At 63.0% G+C, this 20,700-nt stretch carries 20 protein-coding genes; 14 read left to right on the top strand and 6 right to left on the bottom strand.

Features of this window, described 5'->3' with window-relative positions; genetic code table 11:
• Positions 1-687: 687 nt before the first annotated feature.
• Complete coding sequence (locus tag AC1TPF_RS24285; protein WP_482141399.1) at positions 688-2,067, top strand: ABC transporter substrate-binding protein; 1,380 nt, start codon at positions 688-690, stop codon at positions 2,065-2,067.
• 90 nt (positions 2,068-2,157) lie between these two features.
• Here AC1TPF_RS24285 and AC1TPF_RS24280 read toward each other — a convergent pair whose 3' ends face one another.
• From AC1TPF_RS24280 to AC1TPF_RS24270, 3 genes are all read right to left on the bottom strand, one after another.
• Positions 2,158-2,811, bottom strand: a complete 654-nt coding sequence (locus AC1TPF_RS24280) for an SDR family oxidoreductase (protein ID WP_482140061.1) — start codon at positions 2,809-2,811, stop codon at positions 2,158-2,160.
• Positions 2,812-2,929: 118 nt separating this feature from the next.
• Entirely contained in the window at positions 2,930-3,583 is a 654-nt protein-coding gene (locus AC1TPF_RS24275; RefSeq protein ID WP_482145509.1) for a PadR family transcriptional regulator, read from the bottom strand.
• A 114-nt stretch (positions 3,584-3,697) separates the two neighbouring features.
• Positions 3,698-4,852 (bottom strand): serine hydrolase domain-containing protein, encoded by a 1,155-nt coding sequence (locus AC1TPF_RS24270; RefSeq protein ID WP_482145508.1) that lies wholly within the window; start codon positions 4,850-4,852, stop codon positions 3,698-3,700.
• On the opposite strand from AC1TPF_RS24270, the gene AC1TPF_RS24265 reads away from it, so the two are divergent.
• Positions 4,830-5,078, top strand: coding sequence for a hypothetical protein (locus tag AC1TPF_RS24265; protein WP_482145507.1), 249 nt, complete (start codon positions 4,830-4,832; stop codon positions 5,076-5,078). The genes AC1TPF_RS24270 and AC1TPF_RS24265 overlap by 23 nt on opposite strands.
• Before the next feature lie 42 nt (positions 5,079-5,120).
• Here the strand turns inward: AC1TPF_RS24265 and AC1TPF_RS24260 are convergent, their stop codons facing one another.
• Positions 5,121-6,770: a serine hydrolase gene (locus AC1TPF_RS24260; protein ID WP_482145506.1), complete on the bottom strand. Its 1,650-nt coding sequence runs from the start codon at positions 6,768-6,770 to the stop codon at positions 5,121-5,123.
• A gap of 277 nt (positions 6,771-7,047) precedes the next feature.
• On the opposite strand from AC1TPF_RS24260, the gene AC1TPF_RS24255 reads away from it, so the two are divergent.
• Positions 7,048-8,595 carry a D-alanyl-D-alanine carboxypeptidase/D-alanyl-D-alanine-endopeptidase gene (locus tag AC1TPF_RS24255; RefSeq protein WP_482145505.1) on the top strand — a complete coding sequence of 516 codons (1,548 nt, stop codon included), beginning with the start codon at positions 7,048-7,050 and terminating at the stop codon, positions 8,593-8,595.
• Between the two features lie 61 nt (positions 8,596-8,656).
• On the opposite strand, the gene AC1TPF_RS24250 is transcribed toward AC1TPF_RS24255, so the two are convergent.
• On the bottom strand, positions 8,657-9,388 hold the full coding sequence (locus AC1TPF_RS24250; protein ID WP_482140071.1) for an enoyl-CoA hydratase: 732 nt from the start codon (positions 9,386-9,388) through the stop codon (positions 8,657-8,659).
• A 28-nt stretch (positions 9,389-9,416) separates the two neighbouring features.
• On the opposite strand from AC1TPF_RS24250, the gene AC1TPF_RS24245 reads away from it, so the two are divergent.
• The 5 genes from AC1TPF_RS24245 (at position 9,417) to AC1TPF_RS24225 (ending at position 13,630) form a co-directional block, all read left to right on the top strand.
• Positions 9,417-10,529, top strand: coding sequence for an NAD(P)-binding domain-containing protein (locus AC1TPF_RS24245; RefSeq protein ID WP_482145504.1), 1,113 nt, complete (start codon positions 9,417-9,419; stop codon positions 10,527-10,529).
• 62 nt (positions 10,530-10,591) lie between these two features.
• Positions 10,592-10,870 (top strand): helix-turn-helix transcriptional regulator, encoded by a 279-nt coding sequence (locus tag AC1TPF_RS24240; RefSeq protein ID WP_482140074.1) that lies wholly within the window; start codon positions 10,592-10,594, stop codon positions 10,868-10,870.
• Positions 10,867-11,511: a hypothetical protein gene (locus AC1TPF_RS24235; RefSeq protein WP_482145503.1), complete on the top strand. Its 645-nt coding sequence runs from the start codon at positions 10,867-10,869 to the stop codon at positions 11,509-11,511. Before AC1TPF_RS24240 ends, AC1TPF_RS24235 begins: the two co-directional genes overlap by 4 nt.
• Positions 11,508-12,404, top strand: coding sequence for an ABC transporter ATP-binding protein (locus AC1TPF_RS24230; protein WP_482140078.1), 897 nt, complete (start codon positions 11,508-11,510; stop codon positions 12,402-12,404). Before AC1TPF_RS24235 ends, AC1TPF_RS24230 begins: the two co-directional genes overlap by 4 nt.
• Entirely contained in the window at positions 12,401-13,630 is a 1,230-nt protein-coding gene (locus tag AC1TPF_RS24225) for an ABC transporter permease (RefSeq protein WP_482140080.1), read from the top strand. Before AC1TPF_RS24230 ends, AC1TPF_RS24225 begins: the two co-directional genes overlap by 4 nt.
• A 34-nt stretch (positions 13,631-13,664) precedes the next feature.
• Here AC1TPF_RS24225 and AC1TPF_RS24220 read toward each other — a convergent pair whose 3' ends face one another.
• Entirely contained in the window at positions 13,665-15,170 is a 1,506-nt protein-coding gene (locus tag AC1TPF_RS24220; RefSeq protein ID WP_482145502.1) for a flavin-containing monooxygenase, read from the bottom strand.
• Positions 15,171-15,378: 208 nt separating this feature from the next.
• Here AC1TPF_RS24220 and AC1TPF_RS24215 point away from each other — a divergent pair, with 208 nt between their 5' ends.
• From AC1TPF_RS24215 to AC1TPF_RS24190, 6 genes are all read left to right on the top strand, one after another.
• Positions 15,379-16,023 (top strand): TetR/AcrR family transcriptional regulator, encoded by a 645-nt coding sequence (locus AC1TPF_RS24215; RefSeq protein ID WP_482145501.1) that lies wholly within the window; start codon positions 15,379-15,381, stop codon positions 16,021-16,023.
• Between the two features lie 120 nt (positions 16,024-16,143).
• Entirely contained in the window at positions 16,144-16,992 is an 849-nt protein-coding gene (locus tag AC1TPF_RS24210) for an ABC transporter ATP-binding protein (protein WP_482141403.1), read from the top strand.
• Between the two features lie 119 nt (positions 16,993-17,111).
• Positions 17,112-17,813 carry an ABC transporter permease gene (locus tag AC1TPF_RS24205; RefSeq protein WP_482141405.1) on the top strand — a complete coding sequence of 234 codons (702 nt, stop codon included), beginning with the start codon at positions 17,112-17,114 and terminating at the stop codon, positions 17,811-17,813.
• Positions 17,810-18,679 carry an ABC transporter permease gene (locus tag AC1TPF_RS24200; RefSeq protein WP_482145500.1) on the top strand — a complete coding sequence of 290 codons (870 nt, stop codon included), beginning with the start codon at positions 17,810-17,812 and terminating at the stop codon, positions 18,677-18,679. Before AC1TPF_RS24205 ends, AC1TPF_RS24200 begins: the two co-directional genes overlap by 4 nt.
• A gap of 111 nt (positions 18,680-18,790) precedes the next feature.
• Entirely contained in the window at positions 18,791-19,849 is a 1,059-nt protein-coding gene (locus AC1TPF_RS24195) for an ABC transporter substrate-binding protein (RefSeq protein WP_482140088.1), read from the top strand.
• Positions 19,850-19,943: 94 nt separating this feature from the next.
• A complete protein-coding gene (locus tag AC1TPF_RS24190) occupies positions 19,944-20,693 on the top strand; it encodes an enoyl-CoA hydratase-related protein (protein WP_482140090.1) in 750 nt (249 codons plus the stop codon).
• Positions 20,694-20,700: the final 7 nt, after the last annotated feature.

Genomic DNA, 20,700 nt, shown 5'->3' with positions numbered 1-20,700 from the left:
GCTCGATGACATTGCCCGCCAGCTGATTTGGCAAAACACGCGAAGGCAAACCGGGCCCGGGCTGCGGGCCGTATTGCCATCACACAAGTACGATCGAGCAGACGTCCTCATCATTACTGTTGCAGGCCAGTCGATCTCGACCAGCAGCCAGCCCTGACCACCAGAGGTATCAGCCACCCCTTTCGCGCCCTGAAGACACTCATACCGGCGTGCGCAGCGAGGGCGCGACCCCCTCGCCATCTGCCTGCGAGGCTGAACTTACACGCATAAGTAGATGGTGTGAGCAAAACCGCAGAGATTTTTCGAAACACCGGGGAGCCGCTCACAACCGCATCCGCCGGCACCGTCCCCAGAATCGAAAATATCGGGCATCAACACACGGATTGCGCAGTGTCCCAACAGGAATTCAGTCGATTTCCGAATCCGCCATCAGTCGACGGCTGTCCGATATATGCTCCGCACATCTGCAAGAGCCCAACTCCCGCGTAGGAGAACAGCCCTGCTGGGCCGGTCCTTCCCCTGGAGTCGGCGACGTCCATCGGCGAGATCGGCAGTACGGACGACCGGCACCCGAGAACGCGGCTCCCGCAGTACGGGTCATCTGGACCTGGCCACACCCTGACACCCGAGCCTCCCCAATCCCATCGGGTGTCCGTTGGAGGAGGATGTCAGTTGAGAACACATCGCATGTTTGTCGTCGCGATGGCGGCCGTGCTGCTGGTTGCCGGATGTAGTGATCGCGGCGGAGACGATGATGGTGGAGACGACGGTGGCGGTGGAGGTGGAACCGGATCCTCGTCCGCCGATACGGCCTCATCCACTTTCGGCGACCTGAAGGATGTATGCCAATCCGGCTCGGCCGCAGGCTCACCCACGCAAGGTGTCACCGACACCGAGATCCAGGTCGGAGTCTTCACCGACCTGGGATTCACCCAGAACCCGGAGTTCGTCAACGCGGCGAAGGTCTTCACCTCCTGGTGTAACGCACAGGGCGGTATCAACGGACGCAAGATCGTAGCCAACACGCGTGACGCCAAGTTCATGGAGGCGCGCCAGCAGATGGTGACCGCCTGCAGCGAGGACTTCGTACTCGTCGGTGGCGGTAGCGGCCTGGACGGCCTCGGTGTCAAAGAACGTTTGAACTGCCTGCTACCGAGCTTCCCGGCACAGGTTGCGCAGCTCACCTCTGCCGGTTCCGACCTCGAGATCAGTGCCGATCCCAGCCTCACCCAGGGATACGACCCGTACTACGGATTCCGAAGCTGGCTGATCAACGACGCTTACCCAGAATCAAAATCCGCGATCGGCTTCGTCAATGGCGACTCCCCCGTCACGAAGGTCCTCGGCGAACAGGCCGTCGAAGCAGTGGAGGCCGCGGGTGGCACATTTGTCTACAACGACCTGTACCCGGCGATGGGCGTGTCCGATTGGACACCTTACGCACAGGCGATCAAGAGCAAGGGCGTCAAGGGCCTGCTGTTCTATGGCGACTTCCGACAGCTCGCGAAGCTCGAAAGCGTCTTGACCGGAATGGACTACAAACTCGACTGGATCGACACCAACAACAACGCCTACGGACCGGAGTTCATCGAACTTGCCGGGACGTCGATCGATTTCCAGAACAACTATCTCGATCTCGGCGGCAACCTGCCGCTCAACAGCAACGAGCCGGCAATGCAGGATCTGCTGGCGCTCTATGACGAGTACGCGCCGGACGCCAACCTGACGTTGCCGTCCATCCGCGCGATGTCATCGTGGTTGCTGTTCGCCAAGGCCGCGGCAAGTTGTGGCGACGACCTGACCCGGACCTGCATCTACAACGCCGCCAAAGCGGAGACTGCCTGGACCGGTGGTGGCCTGCACACGGCAAGGAACTTGGCGCAGCCAGTGCCACCGACGCCCTGCTTCAACGTTGCCGAAGCCGAACCCGACGGTTGGACAGCCCCCGATTTCGGAGCGGATCAGGGCCCGTATCGATGCAATATCCCGGTGCACAAGTACACCGGTGACTACCCGCAGCCGATGACGTTGGCAGATGTCGGGAAGAGCATGGACGACGTGCAGTAGCCCGGCGGCGAGATCCCTCGACACCAGAATCGGGGGTTGTGGTGGATCCACAACCCCCGATTCTGACCGTTTTGGCTTGATTCGAGCCGGTCAGACGCCCTTGACCGCGTCCGCGATCGGGGTCTCACCGTTGACGAACTCGATGGTCGTGCCGACACTCGACGGCGTATCGAGAACTGCCGCAATCACCGCTGCGACATCGTCGCGACTGACATCAGCTTGCTCGGCTCCACGTTCCTTGGTCGCGATACGTCCGGTGCCGGGTTCGTCGGTGAGCGTGCTCGGGCCGACAATCGTCCACAGCAGCGTGGTCTTACGTAGGTACTGATCTGCCTGCGCTTTGGCCTCGGCGTAGGCATAGAACGAATTGTCTTTCGGCACACCATGATCTGGCCCCGCACCAAAGTAGGAAACCATCACATATCGCGGTACACCGACCTTCAGTGCGGCATCGATACTTCGGATCGCGGCGTCCCGATCGACGGCGTACGTGCGCTCCGGACTTCCACCGCCGGCGCCTGCGGAGAACACCACGGCGTCGTGGCCCTTGATGACCTCACCGATCTCATCGGTCGACAGGTTTTCGATGTCGGCGATCACCGGTCTCGCACCGGTCGCCCTGATGTCGTCGGACTGGTCGGGGTTACGGATCAGCGAGCTGACCTGGTGGCCTTCGTCGGCCAGCAGCTTCGCCAGCTTGCGCGCAATCTTGCCGTGACCTCCGATGATGGCGATCTTTGACATGTGAATCCCTCCGTCGTCGTTGACTCGCACTCTGATGGGCACTTAGTAGTGCAACAAGGCCCACACCGTCGGCATTCCAGTCATACGTGCCGTGCGGGGGTGTTCAACGACCGCGACACTAGTCGCCGGCACCGTCCTGCGAATAGTCGCGGATGATCTCTTCCAGAACTTCGCGGATGCGATCGGCATGGGTGATGGCGGGACTGGCCGTGTCGGGCCAGGTCTCGATTTCGGCCAGCATCCAGTCGACCCAGGAGATGATGTGGGTGAAGTGGCCGACCATGAACTTCGCGGCGAACGCCAGCAGATGCTGGCGGCTGGGAAACGATCCCGCTCCGGGAACGATGAGCAGCTTCGCGTTGCCGACGAAGATCTGCCGTTTCATTTCGGCCTGTGTACGGACGGTGCTAAGGGTGTTCCGCAGGTCGTCAATGGTGCCCTGTTCCGCCACGCACACCCGCAGCAGACCTTCGAATTCCATTGACGGAGCGCGGGTTTCAGTCGACATCCATTCGGCGAGCGCGGCGCGCCCTTCCGGGGTGATCGAATACACGGTCCGGCTGCGCTGCGTGCCGGTGGGTTCGGTGCGGGCTGACACGAGACCAAGCGCGACAAGCTTCTTGGGGGCGTTGTACCGCTGCCGATCGGCCCGCGGAACGATCTCCGACATGCCTCGGCCGATTTGTTCGGCCACTTCGTAGGCTGACCAGTCCCGAGGTGCCAGTATGCCGAGGATGGCATACGACATCGTATTGAGGTCGCCTTGTGGCACAGCAACCCTCCTGCACGGGCAAATTAATGAAAGCAGTTGTTAGCTTAGCAACAGGAATATGAGGCGCCCGATCGGATCGTCGGGCACCTCATATCGCCTGGTCATCGGTGGTGGCTAGCCTCCGCTGGTGTCGTCGGCGACCTCGTCAATGTCGCCGTCGGCATCCTTCGGCGGCATGACGTAGATGAACGGGACGAGTTCCGAGGCCACGCGCGCGGCGGCGGCCTGGCCGTCGATGGTCGGCGCGAGATTCGCCCACACCACCATGGTCACGTCGTTGACCGGGTCGTAGCCCATGAACGAGTTGTACCCCGGCATCTCACCGATGTGCCCGTACATCGGACCCATTTGAGCGATCCCGTACCCGTACCCGGCACCGTCCGGCTTAGCCGGGTCAGAGGGCTGCACACTGTCTATCCGCAGCTTCTGCGTCGCCTCGTCGAGCAATTCGCCGTCGCCCATCGCCTTCACCCAGGTGGCCAGGTCATTTGCGGTGGCGATGCCCTGTCCGGCCGACCACGTCCACGACGGGTTGTCGTTGGTGGTGACTCGCGGCTGCACGGTTCCGGCCTCGATCGCCGCGATCCGCTCCGGGGACAGCCCCGGTTCGTCGAGCGTTTCGATGTTGCCGCTGTAGGAGTAGCCACTGGCATAGGGCGCGGGGATGGCCGTGTCGGTGTTGGCGGGGAAAGAGCTGCCCGTCATTTCCAGCTTGCTGAAGAACCGGTCCTGGAAGATCTGGGCGATCGGTTTGCCGTCGAGCTCTTCGGCGATGAGTCCGAGCAACACCGTGTTGGTGTTGGAGTAGTGATACCCGGTGCCCGGTGCAAAATATGGAGGATTGGCGAACGCCAGCGCCAGCAATTGCTCTGGTGTCCACACCTTTTGGGGATCGTTGTCGAGCGCTTGATTGAGTTCGACTGTATCGGTGTAGTTGTACAGCCCGCTGCGCATGTTCAGAAGCTGGCCGATGGTGATGTTCTCACCGTTGGGGACGTCGGGACGGTACTTGCTGACCGGGTCGTCGACGGAAATCTTGCCTTCCTCGACGAGCTGCATGATCGCGGTACCGGTCCAGGTCTTGGTGTTCGAGCCGATGCGGACCTTGGTGTCCAGGTTGGGTGCGTCGGTCGAGCCGCTGGCGGTGGTGCCGAACGACTTGACGTACTCACCTTGTGGGGTACGGATCAGCACCATCATGCCGATCTCGCGGTACTCCGTGGCGAGATCGTCGACCGTCTTGTCCATGGCCGCGGTGTCGAACGGCACGAGCGCACTGTTCGCCGACCCACTCGAACTCGTTGATGCTCCCGGACTCGCCGCGGTGCTCGACGAGGACGACGAATTGTCCGAGTCCGACGAGCATGCGGTGGCGACGAGTGCGGCCGACAGCAGCACGGCCAGTGCCGCCGGCATGGCGCGGCTCGGTCGACGCCGTCGCGTGGCCCGCGGACCTACTTCTAGTGGGGACATGAACTTTCTCCTCGAGTGGTGATCTCACGGACCGCGCTGCGGTGGTTTCCACAGCGTGGAGAACTCATTGCGGTGCTCGCGTGAAGGTGCCGAGGCCGTCTTTGTCGAGATACTCGATGGTCAGCGAACTGGCCGGTCCGGCGACGGTGAACGTGGCACCCGTTGGGCCCGCGGCATTTTCACCGACCGGCTCGAACCAGTAGGTGTCGCCGGCGTAGTGGGTGAGCGGGTAGCTCTGTTGCAGATCTTTGCCGATCTTGAGGACCAGGTTGTTGCCCTCGGCGACCACCTCGGCCGGACCGTAGTACGGGCTGGTGTACATCCCGGTGTAGTCGCTCGCCGGGCGGGCCTGCGCGGCATCGGCCGGTGGGGTGGCGTAGTCGACGTCGGAGCGTTCGGAATCGATGACCATTTTGAATTGCTCGGCGATGAAGGGCGCCCAATCCACCGTCAGCTCACCGTTGCTCACGTAGTCGAGGAACTGAGAGGTGAGGGTCTCCGACACCCCGACCGGGGCCGTGTTGGCCAGCACCACGATCCCGAGCTGCTCACTCGGCAACATCTTGACGTCGGTGCTGGCTCCCAGCGAGAACGCGCCGGCGTGACCGACCTGTACCCGACCGTGGTCATCGGTGTTGACGTTGAAACCGAGGCCGTAGAAGCCATCTCGCGCACCGGGAGTATCCGACGGATGGGCGAAGGAATGCGCCTGATGGGTGAACTGCAGAGCCGCTGGATCGACGATCTGGCGACCCTCGAACTCGCCGCCCGCCAGTTCCATACGGATCCATTTGGCCATGTCGTCTACCGACGAACTCGCGCCGCCTGCCGGCGCCTGCTGCTCGGGATCGCGGACGTACTTCGCCTCCCAGGTCTTCGCCGCGGGATCGACCACCACATGATTGGACGCATGATTGGGCGCGTTGACCCACTCGTCGAACGAGGAGGTCGTGTTGTCCATGCCGAGCGGTTCGTAGATCCTCTGCTCCGACAGCTCTGCCCACGTCATTCCCTCGGCATTGGCGGCGGAGACGCCGGCGATCGAGAATCCGTAGTTGGTGTAGTCGTAGTTGTCGCGGAACCTTTCCAGCGGAACCTGGTTGAGCCGACTGAGCACCTCGGGATAGGTGTAACCGAGATCCTCGAGAGTGTCGCCTGCGTGGTCGGGCAGGCCGGAGCGGTGCGACATCAGATCGGTGTACGTCGCGTTGGCGGTGACATACGGATCGGCCACGGCGAAGCCCGGTTCATGGGTTATCACCGGGTCGTCCCACGCGATCTTCCCGTCGCCGACGACGGTCGCCACCACACTCGATGCCACCGGCTTCGACACCGACGCCAATTGGAACATGGTGCTCGTGTCGACGGGGGCCGGGTCGCCCACCTTCCGGACACCGAAACCCTTGGCATACAGCACTTCGTCCTCGTACACGACCGCCACCGCGACTCCGGGCGCACCGGTGTTGGCCATGATGTCCTCGACGAAACCGTCAAGCCGGCCGATCGCCGCGTCGACGTCTGCCCGATCGAGCTGGGCGTCCGGCACGCTCGGTGGGACCTCGGCCACCGAACTGGCGGACGGATCATTCGACGATGAACTGCAGCCTGACAGCGTGAGTGCAACCACTGTGCCCAAAGCCATTGCCGTGCAGACATATATCCGGGAACGTTGACGTCGATGCGCGGGTGGGTCGAGTGCGGTTCGGTTGACCATGATGCTCCATCTGGCGGCTCCGGCGTCACTGACCGCGCGCGGATTACGGTCCAGCGAGGGCTGTTCTCGGCCACGCCGGTGCACCGACAGTACCCCAGGAAGGTGCAAAGTGCAGTATGCAATTTGCAGTAAAGGGAGTAGGTTGCCCTGAAATGGAACGTTCGCTCAGTGTGCTGCGCGGCGTCGACCCGACACGGAAAGTTGCTGCCTCATGCCAGGACCACGTCGCCGGACGCGCACAGCTCGAACGTTTCTGGCGGTCGCAACTGCCTCCGGCATGCTGCTGACAGCCGCCTGCTCCGGCGACTCGTCAGGTGAGTCCGAAACGGGCAAAGCCCAGGGCCAGGCGATACCGGCCGACGCCACCGCGATCATGGAAACCGACCCGTACACCGCGGCGCGGTGGTCGTATCTGGTGATCGACCCCGAGACCGACGAGGTCATCTACAGCAATCAAGCCGACACCTTCATGTTCCTTGCCTCGCAGACCAAACACTTCACAGTCGGAACGGTATTCAACGATCTCGGCGTCGACCGGACGGTCACGACTCCCGTCTACGCGACGGCGGCACCGGCGGGCGGCACCCTGACCGGTGACCTGGTACTCGTCGGATCCGGCGACCTGGCGCTCGGCGGCCGCAACGCCGACCAGGGCCAGTTCGACTTCGCCACAGAGGGTATCGATCACGTCTACGCCGACGCACTCCCCGGTGCGGTCCTGGCGCCCGGCAACCCGCTCGCCGGACTCGATGCGATGGCCGGACAGGTTGCCGCATCAGGAGTCACGCGCATCGACGGCGATGTGCTCGTCGATCCCCGGCTCTGGGAAACCTACGACACCGTCGAGGGCATGGTGCCGTCGATCTTCGTCAACGACAACCTGGTCGACATCGCGGCCCAACCCGGTGAACCCGGGCAGCCGGCCACGATCGAGATGCTGCCGGGCAACGGACTGTTCACCGTCGACGCGCAGGTGACCACCGGAGCTGCCGACAGCGACTCCACCCTGAAGGTTGTCGCCGACGAAGCCAATCCGACGCTCTTGCGGGTCACCGGCTCGGTCCCGGCAGGCAAGCCCTCATTGACCGTCTACCGCATTACCGACGCGTCAAGCTGGGCACGTCAGTTGTTCATCGAAGCACTGCAGCGCAAGGGTATTGCGGTCGATTCGACGTCGAAGGCCAACAATGCGGCCGCGCTTCCGCCGTCGGGCAGCTATCAGGACAATCTGCGGCTTGCGACGCTCGACTCGGCCCCGCTCGGCGAAGCGGGTGGCATGATCTTGGCGACCAGTTACAACACCGGGGCCAATACGTTTGTCTGTCTGCTGGCCGTCGAAGCCGGCTCCGATCAATGCGCCGACGGGTTGCCCGCGGTCCGCGATCTGGCGGTCGAGGCCGGCGTTCCCGCCTCGGACTTGGTAATCATGGACGGGCAGGGCGGTGACCCGTCGTCCGCGACACCCACCGCCGTCGCCACCTGGCTGAAGTGGGTGAGCGGCCAACCGTGGGCTGACACCTTCTGGAGCGGGCAACCCATTCTCGGCGAACGCGGGTCGCTGTCCGGGGTCGGTGTGGACAGCCCGGCCAAAGGAAAGGTGGTCGGCAAGACGTCCACCTCCGCCGACGTCGAACCGGGCACCGAGCGTCTGGTGATCACCACGCAAGGCCTGTCCGGCTACCTGGACGTCGGTGATGGCCGCCGACTGCTGTTCGTGACTGCGGTGAGCAACGCCGTCTTCCCCGACCTACCGCGCGGGGTGTTCCAGGTCGGCGACGACGTCGGCATGGTGGCCGCCGCTTTTCAACAGGCGCAAGAGAATTGAGTGTGCTGGTGCAGCGCATGGTCGTCGTGCACCGTATGGCATTTCAGGAACTGGTCAGTGCTCAACTGCCGGTGAAAATAGGCGGGCGTTTTTCGGTGCGGGCCGCCCGACCTTCAGCCATGTCATTGCTCTGCCACGCCAGCACCATTGCGGCCACGTGCTCGGCGGGAGGTTCGTCGCGCGCGCCATCGTCGCCCAAGACCAACTTGTAGTGCCGCAGCGTCAGCGGAGCAAGGGTCGCGATCATCGCAGCCCACCGCTGGGCCTCCCCGAGATCACCGATCCGGTTGGCGAACCCGACGACGTGCGCCCTCTCGGCACTCATCGATTCGCAGCCGAGCAGGATCCCCGCCGCATCTCCGGCACCGGCCAGGGAGACAAGACGCTTGATCGTCCATTCATCCACCGTGACACCGATTTTCGCCGCCGGGATGGCGCAGAAAGACGACGGAGACATCACCCGTAGATCGGCGGCGAGCGCCAACTGCAGACCGGCCCCGAGCGCAGGACCGTTGAGGGCGGCGATCACGGGCATCGGAACGTCCTCGATCAATCGCAACATCGCCAGCAATTTGTCGAGGAATGACTGCTCGTAGACAGGGCCCGAAAGATCGGCCCCGGCGCAGAAAACACTGCCGGCCCCGGTCAGAATCACGGCCCGCGCACCAGAATCGGCAGCGTCGGTCAATGCATCCGCCAACGCCTCGACCATTTCGTGGTTCAACGCATTCCGCTGCTGCACGCGCTGCAATTCGATGGTCAGCACGTCGCCGTCCCGGCTGGTCCCAATCATCAGGTCAGCGTACCGCTACTGTTCGATTGTGAACGCTAACCCTTTCGGCGATTCCACCGAGACCGATGTCCTGGTCATCGGAGGTGGACAGGCGGGGCTGTCCGCCGGCTACTACCTGGGCAAGTTCGGCCTGCAGTCGCGGACGCTGATGGTCGACCACTCACCCGGCCCCGGCGGAGCATGGCAATTCCGCTGGCCGACACTGACTTTGGCCGGCGCCAACGGCGTCCACGACCTGCCCGGATTGGGCCTGTCAGAGGCGCTGGGCATGGAGTGCGATCAGTGGCCTGCGGCCACAGCGGTGCGGGATTACTTCGCTCAATACGAGCAGAAGTTCGACCTCGACGTACACCGGCCGGTTGACGTCCGATCGGTGACACACCACGGCGAGGGATTTCGGGTCGCCACCGCCGACGGACACGAGATCTCCGCACGCACCATCATCAGCGCCACCGGCACCTGGGACCGCCCGTTCGTTCCCTACGTCGCCGGCATCGAAACCTTCACCGGCACTCAACTGCACACACACGATTACCAAAGCCCCACCGACTTCGCAGGCAAGCGGGTCCTGGTGGTCGGAGCCGGTATATCCGCAGTTCAGCTCCTCATCGAGATCGCCCGCAACGCCGAGGAAGTCCAGACGTTCTGGTGCAGCCGCACCGAACCGCAGTTCAGCGATGCAGCGTTCTCCCCCGACCTCGGACGCGCCGCGGTGGCACGGGTCGAGGAGCGGGTCCGAGCCGGGTTGCCCCCGGGGTCCGTGGTCTCGGTGACCGGACTACCCGTCACCGATTCGATCCGAGCCGCACAGGCAGACGGGATCCTGGACTGGCGGCCGATGTTCACCCGCATCACGCCCGACGGGGTCTGCTGGGACTGCGCGAACGAAGGCGAGGCACTGCAGCATCTGGACGTGGACGTCATTCTCTGGTGCACCGGATTTCGCAGTGCACTCGACCATCTGGCACCCCTGCGTCTGCGGGCGCCCGGGGGTGGAATCGTCATGACGGGACGTCTGGCCACAGTGGTCAAAGCCTTGCCGCACCTGCAACTACTCGGCTACGGCCCATCGGCATCGACCATCGGCGCCAACCGGGCCGGACGCGAAGCAGCCCGGGTCGTACAAGAACTTCTCGGTTGATTCTGAACAACAAAACACATCCCAGTTTGACACTTTGTTGTGTTTTCACAACACTGTGACGGGTGAGCCCGGTCAAGAAGGCAGGACATCTGCCGATATACAACCGCATCGGCGTACTACGCGCCGAGCGGCGGATGTCTCGGGCACAGCTCGCTGAACTGGTGGGTGTCAACGTTCAATCCATCGGATCGCTCGAACGTGGTGACAACTACCCCAGCCTCGATCTGGCATTTCGCATCTGCGATGTCTTCCACCTTCCGGTGGAGGCGGTATTCAGCCGACACGAGTTCAGTGCGATGTCAGAACAGTTGTACCGCAACGACAATGGAGGGGCACGATGAACCATCCGAACTCCCCGATCCCGGAATCGGCGAAGCCCGGCTGGTGGCGTGGTTACGAGTCGTGGCAGGCCAAGAGTCATGAGAAGTTCCTGCGCCGCTGGGGCACCCGCTTTCCCCGCTGGCGCAATCGCCGCTCCGCCAGACGATTGGTCGTCGTGCTGATCGTCACCTGGATACTGGTACTCGCGTGCAGCATCGCCGCCTTTTTCACCAGTTGGTTCGGGCTGCCGTACATAGTGCTGATCTGTCTTGTCTTCCTGCCGGTCTTGTACATCTTGCGTGCGATCACCTTGAACGTCAGCGATGCACCTGCAGGAGCGCTCGACGAAATCCAGCTGGCCACCCGCAACGCGGCGCGTTCGCTCGCCTACACGGCGCTCTGGGTGACCATGTTCATCCCCTACCTGGTGCTGATCGTGGTCTCCATCGGCGACAGCGTGAGTGGCCAGGTGGTCTACGGCGCGGGCACCCTGCTCATCGTCCTGCTGGTGGCCGGGACCTGCCTTCCCACCTGCCTGCTCGCGTGGTGGCTCAACGATCCCGACCCGGAGGACTACGCCGTCTACGATCTGCCGGACGACACGCAAGCACGCCGGCCCGAAGCCCGGAATGTCACCACCACAAAAGGATTGGATACATGACGGACCCGTTGATCGTCGACAGATTGACCAAGCGATACGGATCGCTCACCGCCCTGGACAACATGAGCTTCTCCGTGGCCCCCGGCGAGATCTTCGGCTTTGTCGGATCCAACGGTGCCGGTAAGTCGACCACGATGCGCATCATCCTCGGTGTCCTGTCCGCGGACTCAGGGCGTGTTCTGCTCGGCGACGCCCCCATCGACCTCGACACCAGGCGGCGCATCGGATACATGCCCGAAGAGCGAGGTCTCTACCCGAAGATGAAGGTGGGCAAACAACTTTCGTTCTTCGCCCAGCTGCACGGGCTGTCCCGCCGCGAGGCCGACAGGCAGGTCGGACGTTGGGTCGAGCGACTGGGTATCGCCGAGCGGATCAACGATGACGTCAACAACCTGAGTCTGGGCAACCAACAGCGCGTGCAGTTGGCTGCGGCGCTGGTCCACGACCCAGATGTACTCGTTCTCGACGAACCCTTCTCGGGCCTCGACCCGGTCGCCGTCGACGTGATGAGTGAGGTACTCGAAGAAAAGGCCGCACAGGGTGTTCCGGTCATCTTCTCGAGTCACCAACTCGAGCTCGTGCAACGACTCTGCGACCGGGTTGGCATCATCACCAAGGGCACGATGCGCGCGCTGGGCACTGTGGACGAACTGCGTTCGGTCGGAGACATCCGCCTCGATGTCGTTGCGCCGCAGGCTCCTCCCGGATGGGCCGACCGGATCCCAGGCGTGCAGAGCAGCAACCACAACGGCACCACAACCACAGTCACGATGACGCCTGAGAGCGACGAGCAGGCGGTGCTCACGACCGCATTGAGCACCGGACCGGTGACACACTTTGCCGTCTCCAAACCCGACCTGACCGAACTGTTCCGAGAGGTGGTAAGCGCGTGACCACGAATAGTCCTCGTACAAATGGCAATTCAACGTCAGCGCACGCTCACCGACTCGGTGCCTGGCGCGCGATCCGGCTTGTCGCAGGCCGTGAGATCACCACACGCGCCGCAACCAAATCGTTTGTCATCACCAACGTTCTGCTGCTGGTGGTGATCGTGGCCGGCATCATCGTGCTCTCGATGTTCGCAGGCAATAGCAAACCCACGAAGGTGGGTCTTGTCGGCGACGACCCTGCCATCTCACAGACCATCGTGGCGATCGGCGACGCTTCCGGCGAGAAGATCGAGATCGTCCCAATCGACAGCCCTGACGACGCCCGCGCGCAGGCCGAAGACGGAGACGTGAAGGTCGCCCTGGTCCCCGGTTCGGGGAACAACTACGAGGCCATCACCAAAGACGATCTCGACGGCACCCTCGAAGGCGTCTTACGGACCGCAGTCAGCCAAGACGGGCTGAGTAAGGCTCTGGCACAGCAAGATGTCGACCTCTCCACCATCAGTGCCGACTCATCCCTAACGATCACTGAGACCAAACCGGCCAAACCCGATGAGGGACAACGTATCGCAGTAGCGCTGACCGGCATGTCGCTACTGATGTTCGCGGTACTGCAGGGCGGCGGCATGGTCGCAGGCGGAGTGGTCGAGGAAAAGACATCACGGGTCGTCGAGATCCTCCTGGCCACGATCAAGCCCCTGCATCTACTGTGGGGCAAGATCATCGGCATCGGGGCGATGGCCTTTGCGCAGGTGATCGTTCTCGGTGGAGCCGCGTTGATCACCGCGCTCGCTACAGGACTGCTCGACGTGCCCTCAGCTGCCGGGTCCATGTTTGTTGCGGTGCTCGTCTGGTTTGTCCTCGGATTCCTGTTCTTCGCCACGCTGTACGCCGCCACCGGCGCAGTGGTCTCGCGGCAGGAAGAACTCGGCTCGAGTTCGGCGCCGCTGACGATTCTCGCGATGGCGGTCATCTACGCGGCGATCTTCGGCATCAACGCCCTCGACAGCACGCTGATGCAGACCCTGGCCTGGATTCCACCGTTCTCGGCGTCCATCATGCCGATCCGCATAGCCACCGGGGATGCGTCGATGTTCCAGATCATCGGTAGCGCGGTCTTGATGATCATCGCCTGCGCGGTGGCCACCTGGTTTGCCGCCCGGATCTACCAGCGCAACGTCTTGCGCACCGGTGCGCGGGTCAAGTGGATCGAAGCGATCAAAGGCTGATCCCAACCCGAAAGCGGTGGGGTTCTGATGGACGTCACCTGGGCGAGTGCTCGCCGGAACCCACCACTTTCGGGGGTCGGCGGATGAGGTAGTCGCCCTCGTCCGGAGCGGTGAGCATCCGTGTCAATGTGGCGCGGTCGAAGGGCCACAGATCGATGGTCTCGTTGTCCGTGAAGTACCAGGAATTGCATCCGGTGTTCCAGACCGTGGGGCCCATCGCGTCCGCGACCTCCCGGTTGAACCGATCGGTGGCCGGCTCTGTGACTTCCACCGCGGTGATTTTGTTGTCCCTGAACTGCTCCAGCCATCGAGTGATGTAACGAGCGGTGAGTTCGGCCGTGTACTGCAGGGATATCGAGCCCGTTGGTGAGTTGGGGCCGAGCACGGTGAACAGATTGGGAAACCCCGGTATGGCGGTCATCCGGTACGCACGCGGGCCGTCGGCCCACGCTTCGTCCAGGGTGATGCCGTCGCGGCCCTCGATGCGCATGGGCCGCATATAGTTGTGCGCCTTGAATCCCGTGGCGAGAACGATCACGTCTACATCGTGGTGTGTCCCGGATTCCATGAGGATTCCATCCGGCGTGATCTCTGCGATGGCGCCGGAGGCCAATTCCGTGTTGGCGGCGGTGATCGCCTTGTAGTAGCTGCCCGACAGGACCTGCCGTTTGCAGAGTGGTTGATAATCCGGGGTCAGGTCCTCGCGTAACGGCCGGTTGCCTACCTGCGCTCGCAGCGACCACCGGGCATAGGCCTGAACCAATCGGCGTCGCCACGACGGTTTGGTGACGATATCGGCCAGAATCCCTGAAGCCCAGAGCAATTGCCGATGGACGGAATCGTGGAATCTGGGGTATTTCGCCAAGACTGTCGCCAACGCCGCCGGCTGCGGTAATTGCATCGGCGCCCACAGGATCCATTGGGGTGAGCGGACAAAGTGGATCAGCCGGGCGGCAGAAGGCTGCAGGGCGGACACGATCTGCACGCCGGTGGATCCGGTACCGATCACCGCAATCGATCTGCCTGCGGTGACGAGGTCGTCATCCCAGCGCGCAGTATGTACGGTCGTACCCGAAAAAGACTGCAGCCCAGCAATATCCGGAACCGCAGGATGATGCAGGACCCCGGTGGCACAGATGACGAAGTCGGCGATCTCAGTCGCACCATCGCCGGTCGTGACGTGCCACCGCCCCTCGGACGCGTCGTAGCGGGCACCGACCACCTCGGTGCTCAACCGCAGGTACTTGTCCAGCCCGAAACGGTCGACGACGTCACGGTGATAGCGCTGGATCTCGTCCCCACCGGCCCATATCTGCGACCAGTCCGGATTGGGAGCGAACGAGAACTGGTAGATCTGCGACGGCACGTCGCAGGTCAGCCCCGGGTACCGATTCCAATGCCAGACGCCACCGACGTCAGTGCCCTTCTCCAGGATCGTGAAATTGGTGAACCCGGCCTTTTGCAGGGTGTAGGCGGTCGCGATACCTGCGACCCCGGCACCGATGATCACCACGCGGGGGTCTCGCTTCGGGGCCGTCATGCGCGTATCTCCGCGTCGGCCAGGGCATGCCGCACGGTAAGGGCCGCGATCGCGCCGTCGACCGGCTGCGTTCTGTTCCTGGTCCCCATCAGTTTCTCCCCCCATGTACGAACGTGGTGAACTCTGCCGCACACCACCTCGAGTACCGAAGGTATTCAGATACTGTGAGTACGTCAATCACCTCGCAATGCCCGGCTAAGGTTCAACCATGCCGCGACTGACCCGCGCCGAACGACAGGCCCAGACTCGTACCGAGTTGGTCGCAGCCGCCCAAGGCCTGTTCCTGCACCGCGGCTATGCCGGTACCAGCGTTGACGATGTCGCAGAGGCCGCAGGCTACTCAAAGGGCGCCGTCTACTCGAACTTTCAGGACAAGCGTCACCTCTGCCGCGCGGTTCTCGATGCCATCCATCATGAGAGACTCGGAGAGATCGCAGACATCGCCGCCACAGACGTGGACGTCGACAAGCGAATCGACGCGCTGGGCACCTGGATCGAGAACACCGCAGGTGACGTCGGATGGACCATGCTCGAGATGGAATTCGCCGTCCTCTCCCGTAACGATCCCGAACTCGCCGCGATGGTGGTCACCCTCCGCAACGACGCTCAAGAGATGGTCACCGCCGTATTGAGGTCATTTCTTTCCGGCGTCGGAATCGGTGATACCGGCCTCGAACACCTCCCGGTCCCGCTGGACAGCATCGCGAACCTCTTGCTCAGTACCGGAATCGGACTCGGTATTCAGCGCGCTGTCGATCCTTCGGTGTCCGCGCAACCCGCTTCCGAAGCCATCCGCGGTGTGTTCTCCATCTTGACGGGCCTGGCTCCGATCCTCGAATCAGAACAGAAGTAACACGATCCGGCATCGGCGTTTCTCGAAGGCGCTGAACGAGGCATGAGCGCAGTAACGCCGACGTAATCCAGAAGAAACCCGAGCCGCCTACCGTCCCCGAATATGAGCCCTGCCGACTCCATGGGAGCAACACAGACGGACGCACAACCCTCCGTCACCGCCACGAAGAGCCGCCCTTTGGGGACCGGAATCGACATTTCGGGGCTGACCAAAGAGTTCAAGTCCAGTGGCCTACGCGGCGGGTCATCGGTGACCGCACTTCACCATGTGGACCTGCAAACCTCCGAGGGCGCGTTCCTCTCGTTGCTGGGCCCGTCGGGTTGTGGCAAGTCGACGGTTCTGCGAATCCTTGCCGGACTCGAGGAGTCCACCGCAGGCACTGCCCTGATGAACGGACTCTCGCCCAAAGAGCTCCAATCCCAGCACGAACTCGGTATCGCATTTCAGGATTCGGCACTGCTGCCGTGGCGCAGCGTGGAAGCGAACATCAAACTCCCTTTGCAGGTCGCAGGGATGCCTGTCGACAAAGGAGCCATCAACGACCTCATCGAGCTAGTCGGACTCAAGGGCTTCGAGAAGGCGAAACCGGCCACGCTGTCCGGCGGCATGCGTCAGCGTGTGTCGATCGCCCGCGCGCTGGTCGTGAAACCGACCGCACTACTCCTCGACGAACCGTTCGGCGCCCTCGATGACATGACCCGGCAACGACTCAACATCGAACTCCTACGCATCTGGACCGAGAAGCCGGCGACCACGCTGATGGTGACCCACGGGATCGGCGAAGCGGTCTTCCTCTCCGACGTGGTGGCCGTGATGAGTCCGCGTCCGGGCACCATCCTCGAGACCGTCACGATCGACCTGCCACGTCCGCGGGTTCCGGACATGATGCGGACACCCGAGTTCCACGCCCTGCACGATCACCTCAGTGGTCTCCTGTTCGGCAGCAAGGGATCGGCGGGGGTGGCGTGAGCACCCTGACAGCGCAGAACCGTTCCGCGGGAGCACAGTTCGCCGACCGCGCGCAGCTCGCCGGAAAACGTTGGGGTGCAGGCGTGATCGGCATCATCGCGGTGTTGCTCATCTGGTCGATGGCCGGGCACTTCGAGTGGTTCAAGGGCACCATCCCCACTCCCTGGGCCGTGATCGAAAAGATCAACGACAAGGGTTTGGACTACTACGTCAACAACTTCGGCCCGACCATCGAACTGTCGTTACGAGGCTTCATGTGGGGCAATGTGCTGGCCATCGGCCTGGCATTGCTGGTGGTCGTCATCCCGCTGATCGAGGGCGTGGCAACCCAATTGGCGATCATCAGCTACTGCACACCGATCATCGCGGTGGCACCCATCGTCCAGGTGGCGTTTGCCGAGGTGCAGACGATGATCGTCTTCCTGGCCGCCATCTCGGTGTTCTTCACGACGATGATCGGCACGTTGTCCGGACTGCGATCACCCCATCAGGCCAGCCTCGATCTGGTCAAGGTGTACGGCGGCGGCACCATCGCCCAACTCGTCCGGGTCCGGATCGTCTCCGCGCTTCCATCGACTTTTGCCGCATTGAAGATCGCCGCTCCCGCCGCCGTGCTCGGCGCCGTGCTCGGCGAGTTCCTGGCCATGCCCGAAAAGGGTGCCGGCCCTGCGCTGATCATCTCCCAGCAGGCCGGTGACATCCCGGCGGTATGGGCGATCGCACTGCTCACCGGCGCGATCGCCGGCATCGGCTACGCCATCGTCGCCGTCATCTCGGTATACGTCACCCGCTACAGCACCGGAATGGCAGGGACCAAATGACCGCCACCACAACAGCTCCCCCGTCGGCACCGGTCCCCGCCGACGCTGCGGCACGGGCGAACTCGGGCAACGCCAAGGCGATCACGTGGGAGATCGGAAAGTTCATCGGCTCGCTGGTGATCTCGTTCATCCTGATCCTGGTGATCTGGTGGCTGTTCCTGCTGGCCTTCCCCGACATCGGACCGATCATCGGCAAAACCCCGATCGATGTCTTCCACTACCTGTTCACCGAACCGACCTCGGCGACCGACCGCGCCGAGATCATGGACAACCTGTGGATCACGTTGAAAGACGCAGGAATCGGCTTCGTCTGCGGCATGAGTGCGGCGATCATCGCTGCCGCCCTGTTCGTGATGTTCCGGCCCGTCGCCCAAACGTTCATGCCCATCGCCATGCTGTTGCGGTCGGTACCCCTGGTGGCGATGACCCCGCTGATCACGCTGGTGGTCGGGCGCGGAGTGGCAGTGGTTGCGGTGATGGGCGGCATCGTGGTCTTCTTCCCCGCACTGGTGATGATCATGACCGGCCTGGCCAACGCACCTCGCCAGATCAACGACGTGATCATCGCTTACGGGGGAACGCGTTTGACCGCGATGCGGATGGCGTCGCTGCCCTCAGCGGTACCGGCACTGTTCGCCGCTGCGAAGGTCTCGGTGCCCGGCGCCATGATCGGTGCCACCGTGGCCGAGTGGCTGGGCACCAACAAGGGCCTCGGCGCGACGCTGCAGCAAGCGCTGCCTGCGGCCGCCTACAACGAGCTATGGGCATCGGTCCTGGTCATCACGGTCGCGTCGATTGTGTTGTACGCACTGGTCGGTGTCGCCGAAAAACTCGTCCTCGCGCAGATGGGCACCAAGACAACCTGACATCAGTTCGGGCAAAGCTCCTTCGTAACAATCTAATTCGCGCCGGAAATACTGCGGAAACCGAACCGCCCTAACGTCAGCGTCGAGCAATCACAACCAAGGAGTCAACACATGGCCTACACGTTCGACCGCCGATCGTTTCTTCGGTACTCCATGATCGCCGGCGGCGCTGTGGGCAGTGCCAGCGTGCTGGCCGCCTGCAGCTCCGGCGGCAGTGACAGCAACGGAAGCAGCACCACCAACCCCAAAGTCCAGCTGTCGTGGCAGAAGAACATCGAGTTCGCCGGTGAGTACTTCGCAATCGAGAACGGCTACTACGAGGCAGCCGGACTCGGAACGCCAGAACTGATCACCGGCGGCGGCCCGGGTACCGGCATCGAGACCGGACTGACGGCCAACAAGGTGTGGATCGGTATGTCCTCACCGCAGTTGACCGCACCGGTGGTGCTGCAAGGTGCCAAGCTCAAGTCCATCGCCGCAACGTTCCAGAAGAACCCCTTCTGCATCGTGTCCAGTGAGAAGACGCCCATTCTGTCGCCGGAAGACATGAAGGGCAAGAAGATCGGCGTGCAGGCCTCCAACGAGAACGTCTTCAAAGCACTGCTCACCGCCAACGGGATGACCGAGTCCGATGTCCAGAAGATCACCGTCCAGTACGACCCCACGCCACTGACCACCGGTGAGGTGGACGGCTGGGTCTCGTATGTGACCAACGAACCGATCACGTTGGCTGCGGGTGGCTTCCCGAACTCCAACTTCCTGTTCGCGGACTTCAATCTGCCGCTCGTCGCGGAAACGCTTGTGGTGCGCCAGGAAACAATCGACAACGAGCGCGACAAGCTCAAGGCCTTCCTCAAAGCCGATATCCAGGGTTGGTACGACGCAGTTGCCGACCCGGCAAAATCTGCCGAGCTGGCAGTGACCAAGTACGGCAAGGACCTCGGACTCGAGGTCGCTGAGCAGACCCTGGAAGCGCAGGCCCAGAATCTGCTGATCGTCTCCGACGAGACCAAAGTCAATGGCCTGCTCACCATTTCCCCGGCAATGATCGATCTCAACATCGAGGCACTGGCCAAGGCCGGGTACGACGTCAGCGCCGACCAGATGTTCGACATGTCGCTCATCACCGAGGTCTACGCGGAGAGCCCGGACCTCAACAAGCGGGTCTGACAACACCACATCACCGACATCGCCGGCGCGCCCAGATATTCGGGTGCACCGGCGATCTCGTGTTCAGCCTCTGCCGGGTTGATAGGTTCTGTGCATGCCCATTCGCGAAGAAGTCCACGGACGAACGCTGATCGTTCACCTCGAGCGCGAAGAGAAGCGCAACGCGATCAATGTCGAGATGGCGCTCGGAATCAGTGCGGCCCTCGACCGTCTCGACGATGACCACGACTTGTGGACCGGGATCATCACCGGCACCCCCAAGGTCTTCTGTGCGGGTACCGATCTGCGCGAGGGCGTCGGCGCCCACACCGACCGCGGCGGCGAGTACGGCGTGATCAGACGCAAACGGATCAAGCCATTGATCGCGGCCGTCGAAGGTCCGTGCATGGGCGGCGGTCTGGAGATCGCGCTGGCGTGTGACCTCATCGTCGCTGCGACCACCGCAAAGATGGCACTACCGGAAAGTCGTCGCGGGCTGGTTGCGACGTCGGGTGCGCTGTTCCGGGTCACCCGGGCACTGCCACCGAACATCGCCAAGCAGTTGCTGATCACCGGCACCGGATTGACCGCGCAGCGGGCTTTCGATCTGGGTCTGGTCAACATCGTCAGCGAGCCCGGGCAGGCTCTGACCGATGCGCTGACCCTGGCCGACGACATCAACGCGTCCGGGCCGGTTGCGGTGCGGGCGACCCTTGCAGCATTGGCCGAACTGAACACCGGCGCCGATGCCGCGGGGTGGCAGGCCACCGAGCGCGCCAAAAAGACCATCGTCGCCTCCGATGACATGCGCGAAGGCGTCGAGGCGTTCTTCAGCAGGCGCCTTCCCGAATGGAAAGCGCGCTAGCCGATTT

The sequence above is a fragment of the Williamsia sp. Y853 genome (genome assembly GCF_056786495.1).
Note: the sequence above shows the minus strand (reverse complement) of the source record. Positions and strands in the feature narration are given on the sequence as shown.